The following is a 12683-nucleotide window of genomic DNA, read 5'->3' as shown; positions in this document are numbered from 1 at the left end:
GGATGATGAAAGCCCGTTTTATATTCATGGCGCTGGCCGTGCTGAGCGCAGCGGCGCCAGCCCAGCCAGTTCAGCCGGTGCAGTCGGTCGAGCAGGCCGATGCTGCGCTGGCGCTGGTCGCCAAGGACCGCAACGCGGTCAACGCCGAGTTCTCCGCCAGCGAGCGCGAGTGCTATACCAAGTTCTTCGTCAATAACTGCCTGGACAAGGCCAAGGAAAAGCGCCGCGTGGCGCTGGCTGAGATCCGTGTCCGCGAGGTGGATGCCGAACACTTCAAACGGGTCGCCTCGGTTGCCAAGCGCGACGCCGACCTGGCCGAGCGTACCCGCAAGGACGCGGAGGAAGCAGCGCTGCGCGCGGCCCAGCCGCCGAAGGCGCCAAAAGAAGAGCATGCGGAGCCGAAGGCGCCGACCGGTCCGCGCGTGGCCGAGCGCGAAGCCCAGCATGAAGCGAAGGTAAAGCGTCAGGAGCAGAAGGACGCAGCCAACGCCACCAAGCGCGACGCCAATGTTGCCGCGTTCGAGCGCAAGCAGGCGGAATCCCAGCGTCGCCAGGAAATCGTCGCCCGCAAGAAGCTGGAGAACGAAGAGAAGGCGCGCAAGGCCGCCGAGAAAGAAGCGGCTGCCGCGAAGAAGGCGGCGCAGCCAGCGCCAGCCAGGTAATCAGGTGCGCGGGGCGGGCGGCGCCAGCTTGATGATGGCCATCGAGCAGTTGTCGCCATTGCCCTGGGCGCGTTCGGCCGCCTTGCCGATCAGCTTTTCGGCGGCCTGGCGCGGTGTATGGCGCGCCACCACGGCTGCCAGTTCTTCCTGTGCAAACAGCTGCCACAAACCGTCCGAACACAGCATCAAGGCGTCGCCGGGCTGCAAGCCCTGGTGCGTGCCGACAGTGATAAACGGATTTTTCAAGTGATTGCCCAGTGTGTTATGCAGCAGACGCGAGTTGCGGTGCTTGGCTGCCGCTTCAGCCGGCAGCTTGTCGTGCTCAACCAGGTGCGCGAGGTAAGCGGCATCGTCGGTGCGCATTGCGCAGCTTTCGCCGCTGAAGCGGTAAATGCGCGCGTCGCCGACATGCGCCCACACCGCCTGCGCCTGTGGCGTCAATACCAGCAGCGCCAGCGCGCTGTGTGGCTCGTCGAGGGCGGCGATGGGATGCATCCGCACCACATCGTGCGCCTCCTGGGCGATGTCGCGCAACAGCTGTTCCAGCCGCTGCAAACTGGCGCCGCCGCTGCCGCGGAAGGCGTCAAACAGATGTTTGCTGGTGAGTAGCGCCTGGTCGGAGGCGATGGCGCTGTTGCCGCCGTCGGCCAATACCGCCATCACGTAGCCGGGCGCCTGGGCCGAGGTGAACAGCGCGACCCGGTCGTGCTGCTGCTTGCGGTTGCCGACGTGCTGGGCGGTTCCGGCCTCGATTTTATAAGGGCTCATAAGATGATTTGTTGGCGTCCGACGCGGCGTAGATTAAACTATGCACCGTGTCGCAGTTTGTATGCAACGGGGTTAGCAAAAGTGTTGTTCAAGTGAAACCAATTGGCTGAGAAATATGACTGATGTACAAGATATCCAGCGTCGACTGATCGAACTCGACGTCGAACACCGCGATCTGGACGCGGTCATCGACATGCTCACCCTGGACGGCCACCACGATCAACTGCAATTGCGCCGCCTCAAGAAGCGCAAGCTGCAACTGAAGGACCATATTACGCTGCTGAAGATGCAATTAGTGCCGGACGTGCCGGCCTGAGCCGAACGCCACTACCAAGTTTATTTTGACCGAACACCTTCCACCTTCCAGCGACGCCACGCCCGCCGTCATCGGCGCTACGCCTGAACAGCCTCCCGGCAAGTACGATACCGAGGTCGAGCGCCTGTTCGGCGCCGGTGGACCGCTGGGGCCGGCTGTTGGCGACTTCCGTCCGCGCCGCTCGCAAACCGAGATGGCCAAGGCGGTCGCGTCCGCTATCGCCGGCCAGACCACGCTGATCGCCGAGGCAGGCACGGGCACGGGCAAAACTTTCGCCTATCTGGTGCCAGCGCTGCTGTGGGGCGGCAAGACGATTGTCTCGACCGGCACCAAGAACTTGCAGGACCAGCTGTTCCTGCGCGATATCCCGACCGTGCGCGCGGCCTTGCAGGCGCCGGTATCGGTGGCGCTGCTGAAAGGGCGCTCGAACTATCTGTGCCATTACCATCTGGAGCGTACGCTGCAGAACGGCCGCATGACTTCGCGCGATGACGTCGGCTATCTGCGCGAAATCTCGCGCTTCCTCAAGATGACCAAGACCGGCGACAAGGCCGAGCTGGCGCGCGTGCCGGAAAACGCGCTGATCTGGAATCTGGTGACTTCGACCCGCGACAACTGCATGGGTTCGGAATGCCAGTACTATCAGGACTGCTTCATCATGAAGGCGCGCAAGGAAGCGCAGCAGGCGGATGTGGTGGTGGTCAATCACCACCTGTTCTTTGCCGACGTGGCGCTGAAGGATTCCGGCGTGGCCGAGCTGCTGCCGTCCGCCAATACGATTATCTTCGACGAGGCGCATCAGCTGCCGGACACCGCCACCTTGTTCTTTGGCGATACGTTCTCCACTTCGCAGGTACTGGAGTTATGCCGCGATGTGCTGGCCGAAGGCCTGTCGCAGGCGCGCGACGGCGCCGACTGGGGCAAGGTGGTGACTGTGGTGGAAAAGGCCGCGCGCGATCTGCGCCTGACCTTCCCGCAGGATATCGTGCGGCTGTCGCTGCCGCAGATCGCCCCGTCGAGCGACTTCTTCCCGGCGCTGCAAACGCTGAAAGACGAGCTGGACGGCATGATGGCGGTGCTGGAAACCCAGGCCGAGCGCGCTGAGACGCTGGAACAATGCCGCCAGCGCGGCCTCGACCTGGTGTCGCGGCTGGCCGCCTGGAAGTTCGATCCGAAAGCCAAGGTTGCCAAGGGCGAAGAGGCGGTGTTCTGGGTCGAGGCCTATGCATCGTCGCTGCAGTTGCACAAAACGCCACTGTCGATCGCGCCGATTTTCGCCGGCCAGCGCGAAGGCGTGCCGCGCAGCTGGATTTTCACCTCGGCGACGCTGGCGGTGAAAAAAGATTTCAGCCATTTTTCCGAACAGATGGGGCTGACCGACGAGCCGTCGATGTCCTGGCCGAGTCCGTTCAACTACGAAGAGCAGGGCATTTTATACGTGCCGACCGGCTTGCCGGACCCGAATTCCTTCGGTTATACCGACGCGGTACTGGACCTGGCGCTACCGATTATCGAAGCGGCGGGCGGGAAAACTTTCCTCTTATGCACGACTTTGCGGGCCGTCAAGCGCGCCGCCGAGCGCCTGCGTGACGAGTTCGAAAAGCGCGGTTTGCCGTTTCCCTTGTTTGTTCAGGGCGACAAAGGCCGCACCGAATTGCTGGATCAATTCCGCAAGGCTGGCAATGGCGTGCTAATCGGATCGCAAAGCTTCTGGGAGGGCGTGGACGTGCGCGGCGATGCATTATCGCTGGTGATTATTGACAAATTGCCATTCGCACCGCCGGACGATCCGGTACTGGCCGCACGCATCGAAGTCATGGAGAAGCAAGGCAAAAACGGCTTTATGCACCACACTTTGCCGGAAGCCATCATCAATCTGAAGCAGGGCGCCGGCCGGTTGATCCGCGACGAGGGTGACCGTGGCGTACTGATGCTGTGCGATCCCAGGGTGATTTCCAAGCCTTACGGCAAGCGAATCTGGCAAAGCCTGCCGTCCTTCAAACGCACCCGTGAGCTGGAAATGGTGCTTGAATTCTTCCGCAACAAGAATTCCAATTAGTAACTTTCAGTATCAAAACCCCAGTACGGAAAGCGGTCTGCCCCTTACGGGAGCAGACTCCGGCATATCGCCGTGCGGGGTGAGATCTTGCTCAACGCTGCTTTTGAGGCAACACAACGATCTTGCCAGTCACCCGCCGCGCCGCCATATCGTTCAGCGCCTGGGGCGCATCGTTGAGTGCGTAGCGCGCTGAAATCCGCGGCTTGATCTTACCCTCCTGCAACCACTGCAACAGCTGCCGCATATTTCCCATATTGCCTTTTGGATCACGCTTGGTGAACTCGCCCCAGAACACGCCGACCAGTGAGGCGCCTTTGAGCAAGGTCAGATTCAGCGGCAATTTGGGAATCTCCCCATTTGCAAAACCGACAACCAGATAGCGTCCGCCCCACGCAATCGAACGGAAGGCCGGCTCGGCGTAATCGCCGCCGACCGGGTCGTAAACCACATCCACCCCTTTGCCGCCAGTCGCCGCCTTGACCGCCTCGCGCCAATCCTCCCGGCTGTAGTTGATCAGCACGTCGGCACCATGCTGGCGGCACACTGCCAGCTTCTCCTCGCTCGAAGCGCAAGCAATAATGCGGGCTCCAAGGGCTTTTCCGATCTCGATCGCCGCCAGGCCCACCCCTCCAGCTGCGCCAAGAATGAGCATGTTCTCACCATTTTTTAGCTTGGCCCGGTCGACAATCGCATGATACGAGGTGCCATAAGTCAGGGTAATGGCCGCCGCCGTGTCGAAATCCATGCCTGGCGGCATGGGGATCAAGGCTTGCACAGGCGCTAATAATTGTTGGCCAAAACCACCGGTTGACGTGAAGGCGATGACCTTGTCGCCGACCTTGAAAGTTGTCACATCAACAGCAATCGCGCGGATCACGCCCGACACTTCGCTGCCGGGCACGAAGGGCAGTTCCGGTTTGAATTGATACTTTCCTTGCACGATTAACACGTCCGGAAAGTTCACGCCAGCGGCCTGAACCTCAATCACCACCTGGCCAGGGCCGGGTTGAGGATCTTGTAATTCTTTTACTTTTAAGGTGTCAGGCAGGCCCCACGCTTCGCATACGACAGCTTTCATTCTGGTCTCCTTGTTTTAAATAAAGAACGAAAAAAGAACGCTCGTTATATTTTCATCTTACCTGAAAGCGCCAGCCGTTTGCGCAAACTTCAGACCGACGCACCTTTGTTCTGCCTCAAAGTGTCTGCACAAAGGATTGTTAGAGTTGGTTAAACGAAGGGGAATATCATGACGATCCGTCACGGCTGTTTTATCAGTTATGCGCATGGCCGGCACGCTTATATGAGCAAGTTCAAAAGCGATCTGGTCGAGGCGCTGCAATGTTATCTGGAGCCTCACTTCGACAACGAGAACGAACTTTTTGTGGACAGCGAGCAGCTTGGTGGCGGCGACGACATCGACAGCAAGATTGCGCGTGCCTTGTGCGAAAGCGCTTGCATGATTGTTATTTATACACCGAAGTACGAAGCCCATGGCTACACGCGGCGCGAGTTTGCAGCAATGCAACTAATCGAGCATGAGCGTCAACAGTGGTACACGCTGCCCGGCCACCTGATCATTCCCGTCATCATGACGCGCCATCCGGTCAGCCTGCCGCCGCAGATCACCGGTGGCATGTATGTGGATTTTTCCCGCTACACCTTGGCCAGCGGCGACCTGAAGGCCAATCCGGATTTCATTCCTGACATCGAAAAAATCGTCCACCGCATCGTTGAGCATTACCACTGTCTAAAACAGAGCACGCCGCCGGGGCATGACTGTAGCCGCTTCGTCTTGCCGGATATTCCGCCGGAATGGCGCGCCATTCCTCCTCCACATTTTCCTCGCTAAAGGTTAGTCATGGAACTCACTTCCCCGTCGCTACCACCGCTGGGCACCACCGGCGAAGTCATTACTTTCTATTCTTACAAGGGCGGCACCGGGCGCACGATGGCGCTCTCTAATATAGCGGTGCTGCTGGCGCGCCGGCATGATGCGACCGAACCGGTGCTGATGATCGACTGGGATCTGGAGGCGCCTGGCCTGCATCATTATTTCGATCATCATCCGGACCACAAGCCTGGCGTGCTGGAATTTTTCGAAGCCTGCCATGAGCAGCTGCAAAGCCGCCTCGATGGCGTGGCGCTGGACGAGGAGACACTGGCGCACGAGGTACTGGGCGCGGTCGGCTGGGAGCATTACGTCACCCGCGTCGACGAGGGCAGCCAGCTGTACCTGATGCGCGCCGGCCGCCTCGACGATACCTTTGCCGAGCGGCTGGCGGCCATGGACTGGGAACAGCTATTCCATCGCTGCCCGGCGCTGTTCCGCTGCTTCGCTGACCGCTTGGCGCGGCATTTCCGCTATGTGCTGGTCGATTCGCGCACCGGCCGCACCGATGTGGCCGGAATTTGCACAACCTTGCTTCCGCGCAAGCTGGTGCTCGTGTTCACGCCCAACCGGCAGAGCCTGGATGGCGTGCAAGCGCTGGTGCAGCGCGCCACCACTTACCGCCGCAGCCACGAGGACGAACAGCGGCCGCTGATGGTTTATCCCTTGCCGTCCCGCATGGAAATGGACGACAGCGCCCAGCGCGCCCAATGGCGGCGCGACGATGCCTCCCAACACATCGTCGGCTATCAGTCCGGCTTTGAACAGGTGCTGCGCGACAGTTATGGCATGCAGCAGCTGTCGCTGGAGAGCTATTTCGACGAAGTCCAGCTACAGCAGACCCGCGCGCTGGCGCATGGCGAGCAGGTGGCGGTGCGGCAGGAATGCGGCGGCGACCGTTTTTCGCTGACGCGCACTTTCGAGTCGCTGCTGGCGTGGCTGGCGCCCGGTTATTTTCCGTGGCAATCGCTGCGCGAAATCGCGCTGCTGGACCTGATTGGCGAAGCGCGGCGGGCACTGGAACGGGGCGGGGTGGCGGCGCGCGCGGTGGCCGCACCGCTGGCGCGCGAGCTTAACGCGCTGGGCGCACTGTACCGCGACGAAGGCCGCTGGCGTCAGGCACAGGCAAGTTTTGAGGAAAGTGTGGCGCTGCGCCAGCGCGGCCTGGGCGAAGACCATCCTGACACCCTGCTGAGCAAGGCCAACCTGGCTGGCGTGCTGCGCCGGCAGGGAAGGCTGGATGAGGCGCAGTTCCTCGACGAGTCCATCGTCGACGCCCGCGATCGTCAGCTGGGCGCCGAGCACCTCGATACATTGGCCGCGCGCGCCGATCTGGCAGACACGCTGGCCGCCCAGGGCCGCCTGGCCGAGGCCTTGTCTTTGCAGGACGCCGTGCTGGACGCCTATCTGCGCTTGCTGGGGGCTGAGCATCTGCAAACCCTGTCGGCGCGACTGGCGCGCGCCGGCCTGTTGTTGCAGCTGGGCGATATCGACAGCGCGCGCAGCATACAGGAGCAGGTGCTGGCGGCGCGCAAGCGCTTGCTGGGCGCCGAGCACGCGGAGACGCTGCGTGCCAAGAGCGCACTGGCCAATACCTTGCTACAGATGCAAGAAACCGACGCCGCCCGCAGCCTTCTGGACGCCGTCCTGCAAGCGCAGCTGCGCCGGCTGGGGCCGGAACATGCAGAAACCCGCAATGCCCGCGATCAGCTAGTGGACGCGCAAATGCAGCTGGGCGTGCCGGCGGGTGAGGCGCCGCTGGTGCCGGAGCTGCACCAGAACGCGTCCATGGACGACTATGGCGATGCGCTGCTGCGGCCGTCGCGCCGGCACGGCGCCCCGGTGAATAAAAATTTATACGAAAAGGGGACGGCCGGCATGCGCAGCCCAGCCATTGCTTCGGGTAAAATCCTTTGAATGAGAATCCTGATAAGCAACGACGACGGCTACCTGGCGCCTGGCATCAATGCGCTGGCCAATGCGCTCGCCCCGATCGCCGAGATCGTGGTGGTGGCGCCCGACAGCAATCGCTCGGGCGCGTCCAACTCCCTGTCGCTGGACCGGCCATTGTCGGTACAGCAGGCCAGCAATGGTTTTTATTTTGTCAATGGGACGCCTAGCGACTGCGTCCACGTGGCGCTGACGGCCTTGCTGGATTACCGGCCCGACCTGGTGGTTTCCGGCATTAACAACGGTCCCAATATGGGCGACGACACGCTGTATTCCGGCACTGTCGCAGCCGCGACAGAAGGTTATCTGTTTGGCATTCCCGCCATCGCCTTTTCGCAGGGCGCGTATGGCTGGGAACACATCGACGACGCCGCCCGTCATGCGCGTGACATCGTGCAGCGCTATTATGAAACGCTGCCGCATCCCTATCTGCTGAACGTGAATATACCCAACCGTCCTTATGATCAGCTTAATCAGGTGGTAGCCACCCGGCTCGGGCGGCGCCACCAGTCTGAGCCGGTGATCAAGGCCAAGGACCCGCGCGGCAGGGATATCTACTGGATTGGCCCGCCTGGCGCCTGCAAGGACGCAGGCGAGGGCACGGACTTCAATGCTTGTTCGCAAGGCAAGACGTCGATCACTCCGCTACAGATCGATCTTACCCACACCACCCAACTCAATGCACTGGCAAAGGCCTTGGCATGACCGAAAAAAACCGTACCTTTCCTTTGCCGCTGTCCTCGGTAGTCGATCAGGGGGCCAGGAAGGCAACGGTATTCAAGCCGGTGGCAACACCGCAAACCGCCACACAAAACGCCGCGCGCTACGCGCCGCCGCAATATCCCGCCCCGCGTTCGGTGGCGACCCCATCCAAGTCGCATAGCTACGCGCTGGAGCGCGCCCAGCCCGCGCCGTCCCAGGTGCCGCGCTCGAATCCGCTGGTGTCGGACGCCGTGCGCCGCGCCATGGTGCAGCGCATCGCCAAGCAGGGCGTCAAGGACCCGGTGGTGCTGGGCGCGATGGACACCGTACCGCGCCATATGTTCATGGACGAGGGACTGGCGCCGCAAGCCTATGTCGATGCTTCGCTGCCGATCGGCCATCACCAGACGATTTCCCAGCCTTATATCGTCGCCCGCATGATCGAAGTGATGCGCAACGGCGGCCAATTAAGGCGCGTGCTGGAGATCGGCACCGGCTGCGGCTACCAGGCCGCTGTGCTGTCCTGCGTGGCGCAGGAGGTGTATTCCATAGAGCGCATCAAGCCGCTGCACGAGCTGGCCAAGGCCAATTTGCGGCCGCTGCGCGTCCCGAACCTGCGCCTGCACTACGGAGATGGTATGCTTGGGCTGCCGCAAGCTGCCCCGTTTGACGGTATCATTCTGGCCGCGGCCGGAATGGAAGTGCCGCAAGCGCTGCTGGACCAATTGGCAATCGGCGGCCGCCTGGTCGCGCCGGTAGGCGTCCACACGCAGCATTTGGAACTGATTACGCGCATCGGCAAGCAGGAGTGGACCAGCGAAACGCTGGAAGACTGCCACTTTGTGCCCTTGCGTCCGGGCGTTATCTAGATAGCGCCCGTACCACTAGATGAAGATGAGAATGACGAATAAAAGCAATGTGCTCGCCATGGGCTTTGCGCTCGTTTTACTGAGCGCCTGCCAATCCCCTCCGAACAAGGCGCCGGTTATCGATCGCCCGATCACGCCAGCTGTCAAACCCGCCACGCCAAGCGAAACGGCGCAGATCGCCCGTGAAGAGCGCGGCCTGTACACCGTCAAAAAAGGCGATACGCTGATCCGCATCGCGCTGGAATTTGGCCAGAATTACCGTGACCTGGTGGTGTGGAACAATCTGTCCAACGCGAACGACATCAAGGTCGACCAGGTGCTGCGCGTGCTGCCTCCGGAGAGTGCGCCGAACAGCCCTGGCGTGGAAACCGCCGCCGTGATCATGCCGCCGTCCGACAAGGCGCCGCCGCCAGCGCCGGTGGTCAAGAAAACCGGCCCGAAAGGCGAGAAGAAGCCGTACACCGAAGCCAATCTGGCGGAATTGCAGCGCGCCGACAATGGCAAGGAAGGCGCCAGCGCGCCTGCTGCGGCGCCAGCCGTGGCCGCCGCCAGCCGTCCGGCCGCACCTGCCGCAGCGCCTGCGGCGCCGGCCTTGGCCGCCGACGATGCCAGCCTGACCTGGATCTGGCCGGCAGAAGGCAAGGTCATCGCCACTTTCGACGAAGGCAAGAACAAGGGCGTTGACATCGCCGGCAAGGCTGGCCAGCAAGTCGTGGCTGCCGGCGCCGGAAAAGTGATGTATGCCGGCAGCGGCATCCGTGGATATGGTAATCTCGTCATTGTGAAGCACAGTAATAACTTGTTGTCTGCTTACGCGCATAACCGGACCATCCTGGTGAAGGAAGGGCAGAGCGTGAACAAGGGACAAATGATCGCGGAAATGGGCGACTCCGATACCGACTCCGTCAAGCTGCACTTTGAAATACGGCAGCAGGGCAAACCGGTGGACCCTTCCCGTTTCCTGCCTAACCGCTAGCTGAGCCATGTAAGCCATGACCTCTACGCCGCACGATCCGATGGATGACGACTCGCTCCCGGACGACTTCCGGGATGAGGCGGACGATGAGGCAGTCCATGATGGCGCGGACGCCGCCGGCGCACCGGAATCCAGTGCGGTGCTGGAGACGGTCGATGAGCTGAAAAAAGTGCTGGCCGCCGAGCTGTCCACCGACACCACCCAGCACTATCTGAACCAGATCGGTACCCGGCCGCTGCTGACCGCACAGCAGGAAGTCCACTACGCCACGCTGGCCAAGGCCGGCGACTTCTCGGCGCGGCAGACCATGATCGAACACAATCTGCGGCTGGTGGTGTCGATCGCCAAGCACTACATCAACCGTGGCGTGGTGCTGCTGGACATGATCGAAGAGGGCAACATCGGCCTGATGCGCGCCATCGACAAGTTCGAACCCGAGCGCGGCTTCCGTTTTTCTACCTACGCGACCTGGTGGATACGCCAGAGTATCGAGCGCGCCATCATGAACCAGGCGCGCACGGTGCGGCTGCCGGTGCACATGGTGCGCGAGCTGAACCAGATCCTGCGCGGCAAATACCACCTCGAAGCCCTGCACCACAACGGCAAAGACGCCACCGCCGAGGATATCGCCGAGCTGGTCGGGCGGCCGGTGGAGGAGGTGCAGGATATTCTGGCGCTGTCCGAGCACGCTACCTCGCTGGATGCGCCGCTGGACAATGATCCGCAATCGTCGCTGATGGACATGCTGCCCGGCGACAGCGACGACAGTCCCGATGCCCGTGCCGAGCATCACGAAATGACGGTACTGGTGCGCGACTGGCTGACCAAGCTGCCGGACAAGCAGCGCATCGTCATCATGCGCCGTTTTGGCCTCGACAACGACGATCCTGCCACGCTGGAAACACTGGCCGAAGAGATGGGCGTGACGCGTGAGCGGGTGCGCCAGATCCAGCAGGAAGCGCTGGTCAAACTCAAGCGTGCCATGGCCGCCCGCGGCGTGGTCCGCGATTCCCTGCTGTAGTCCCTGCCTGTTCTGGTATCATGTCGCCCCGGCGCATTGCCCGCCGACGCCCGCCTTTTCATTCAAAGATTAATCGTTATGCAAGAAAATACCATCGACATCAAATCGCTCGACATGGACGCCCGTGGCGTCGGCCATATTGAAAATGAAGACGGCACGCCGGGCAAAGTGGTGTTCGTGGAAGGCGCGCTGCCAGGCGAGCGCGTCAGCTTTGAAACGTTTAAGAAAAAGAAAAACTGGGAAGCCGCGCGCATGACCGCGCTGCACCGCGAATCGTCGATGCGTGTCAAGCCGAAGTGCGAACACTTCGACTACTGCGGCGGCTGCTCGATGCAGCATCTGGAGCCAACCGCCCAGGTCGCCATCAAACAGCGCGTGCTGGAAGACAACCTGTGGCACATCGGCAAAGTCACCGCCGACAACATCATGCGCCCGATGTACGGCCCGACCTGGGGCTACCGCTACCGCGCTCGCCTGTCGGTGCGCTGGGTCGAGAAAAAAGGCACGGTGCTGGTCGGCTTCAAGGAAAAGCGCTCGGTCTTCGTGGCGGATATCAAGAGCTGCCAGATCCTGCCTCAGCATGTGTCCGACCTGTTCATGCCGCTGCGTGCGCTGATCGGCTCGCTGACGCTGTTCAACCAAATCCCGCAGATCGAACTGGCCATCGGCGAAGACGTCACCGTGCTGGTGCTGCGCATCATGGACGCGCTGAGCGCCGACGACGAAACCAAGCTCAAAGCCTTCGCCGACCAGCACAAGATCCAGTTCTGGCTGCAAACCAAGGGGCCGGAAACGGCCGCGCCGTTCTATCCGCTGGAACCGCAGCTGCACTACCTGCTGCCGGAATTCGGCGTGCGCATGCCATTCAAGCCGGTTGACTTCACCCAGGTCAACCACCACATCAACCGCGTGCTGGTGCACAAGGCGCTGCGCCTGTTGGATGTGCAGGCGGAAGACCGCGTGGCCGACCTGTTCTGCGGCCTGGGCAACTTCACGCTGCCGCTGGCGACGCTGGCGCGCGAAGTGGTCGGCATCGAAGGCAGCCAGGCGCTGACCGACCGCTCGCTGAGCAATGCCAAAGCCAACGGCCTGGACGGCAAGACCACCTTCTACAACCGCAACCTGTTTGAAGTGACAGCGCAGGATCTGATCGACCTGGGCAAATTCGACCGCATGCTGATCGACCCGCCGCGCGATGGCGCGATGGCCTTGTCGCAGGCGCTCGGCGAGCTGCGCAAGACCAATCCGGAGTTCCTGCCGAAGCGCATCGTCTACGTTTCGTGCAGCCCATCGACGCTGGCGCGCGACGCTAGCGTGCTGGTCAACGAAGCCGGCTACAAGCTGGACAAAGCCGGCGTGGTGAACATGTTCCCGCACACCTCGCACGTCGAATCGATGGCCGTCTTCGACCTCTAAACTCCCGGGGGCAAACTCCCGGATGTTTTTTTCTTAACGTTATTGACTTTGCGGGA

At 61.7% G+C, this 12683-nt stretch carries 12 protein-coding genes; 10 read left to right on the top strand and 2 right to left on the bottom strand.

The genetic code is table 11. The annotated features are described in order from the left end of the window. Nucleotides 1-2 precede the first annotated feature (2 nt). On the top strand, nucleotides 3-662 hold the full coding sequence (locus tag KW842_RS07395; RefSeq protein ID WP_229223549.1) for a hypothetical protein: 660 nt from the start codon (nucleotides 3-5) through the stop codon (nucleotides 660-662). Here KW842_RS07395 and KW842_RS07390 read toward each other — a convergent pair whose 3' ends face one another. Beyond that, nucleotides 663-1430 (bottom strand): PP2C family serine/threonine-protein phosphatase, encoded by a 768-nt coding sequence (locus tag KW842_RS07390; RefSeq protein ID WP_218303441.1) that lies wholly within the window; start codon nucleotides 1428-1430, stop codon nucleotides 663-665. It lies immediately after the preceding gene. 115 nt (nucleotides 1431-1545) lie between these two features. On the opposite strand from KW842_RS07390, the gene KW842_RS07385 reads away from it, so the two are divergent. Beyond that, on the top strand, nucleotides 1546-1746 hold the full coding sequence (locus KW842_RS07385) for a YdcH family protein (RefSeq protein WP_008450659.1): 201 nt from the start codon (nucleotides 1546-1548) through the stop codon (nucleotides 1744-1746). Between the two features lie 25 nt (nucleotides 1747-1771). Beyond that, nucleotides 1772-3805 carry an ATP-dependent DNA helicase gene (locus KW842_RS07380; protein ID WP_218303440.1) on the top strand — a complete coding sequence of 678 codons (2034 nt, stop codon included), beginning with the start codon at nucleotides 1772-1774 and terminating at the stop codon, nucleotides 3803-3805. Nucleotides 3806-3896: 91 nt separating this feature from the next. On the opposite strand, the gene KW842_RS07375 is transcribed toward KW842_RS07380, so the two are convergent. Beyond that, nucleotides 3897-4883, bottom strand: a complete 987-nt coding sequence (locus tag KW842_RS07375; RefSeq protein ID WP_218303439.1) for an NADPH:quinone oxidoreductase family protein — start codon at nucleotides 4881-4883, stop codon at nucleotides 3897-3899. A gap of 168 nt (nucleotides 4884-5051) precedes the next feature. On the opposite strand from KW842_RS07375, the gene KW842_RS07370 reads away from it, so the two are divergent. The 7 genes from KW842_RS07370 to rlmD all read left to right on the top strand — a co-directional run bounded on the left by KW842_RS07370 (nucleotide 5052) and on the right by rlmD (nucleotide 12627). Beyond that, entirely contained in the window at nucleotides 5052-5654 is a 603-nt protein-coding gene (locus KW842_RS07370) for a toll/interleukin-1 receptor domain-containing protein (RefSeq protein WP_218303438.1), read from the top strand. Between the two features lie 9 nt (nucleotides 5655-5663). Then, nucleotides 5664-7610, top strand: coding sequence for a KGGVGR-motif variant AAA ATPase (locus KW842_RS07365; protein WP_218303437.1), 1947 nt, complete (start codon nucleotides 5664-5666; stop codon nucleotides 7608-7610). Continuing rightward, nucleotides 7611-8348, top strand: a complete 738-nt coding sequence (gene surE, locus KW842_RS07360) for a 5'/3'-nucleotidase SurE (protein WP_218303436.1) — start codon at nucleotides 7611-7613, stop codon at nucleotides 8346-8348. Further along, nucleotides 8345-9214 carry a protein-L-isoaspartate(D-aspartate) O-methyltransferase gene (locus KW842_RS07355; RefSeq protein WP_218303435.1) on the top strand — a complete coding sequence of 290 codons (870 nt, stop codon included), beginning with the start codon at nucleotides 8345-8347 and terminating at the stop codon, nucleotides 9212-9214. Before surE ends, KW842_RS07355 begins: the two co-directional genes overlap by 4 nt. Nucleotides 9215-9245: 31 nt before the next feature. Further along, the gene (locus KW842_RS07350) at nucleotides 9246-10190 is read left to right on the top strand and encodes a peptidoglycan DD-metalloendopeptidase family protein (RefSeq protein WP_218303434.1); all 945 of its coding nucleotides are present in this window, start codon (nucleotides 9246-9248) and stop codon (nucleotides 10188-10190) included. Nucleotides 10191-10206: 16 nt separating this feature from the next. After that, nucleotides 10207-11211 carry an RNA polymerase sigma factor RpoS gene (gene rpoS / locus KW842_RS07345; RefSeq protein WP_218303433.1) on the top strand — a complete coding sequence of 335 codons (1005 nt, stop codon included), beginning with the start codon at nucleotides 10207-10209 and terminating at the stop codon, nucleotides 11209-11211. A 78-nt stretch (nucleotides 11212-11289) separates the two neighbouring features. Beyond that, the gene (gene rlmD, locus KW842_RS07340; protein WP_218303432.1) at nucleotides 11290-12627 is read left to right on the top strand and encodes a 23S rRNA (uracil(1939)-C(5))-methyltransferase RlmD; all 1338 of its coding nucleotides are present in this window, start codon (nucleotides 11290-11292) and stop codon (nucleotides 12625-12627) included. Nucleotides 12628-12683 lie beyond the last annotated feature (56 nt).

The organism is Duganella sp. sic0402, from assembly GCF_019219065.1.
Taxonomy (GTDB): Bacteria; Pseudomonadota; Gammaproteobacteria; order Burkholderiales; family Burkholderiaceae_D; genus Rugamonas.
Note: the sequence above shows the minus strand (reverse complement) of the source record. Positions and strands in the feature narration are given on the sequence as shown.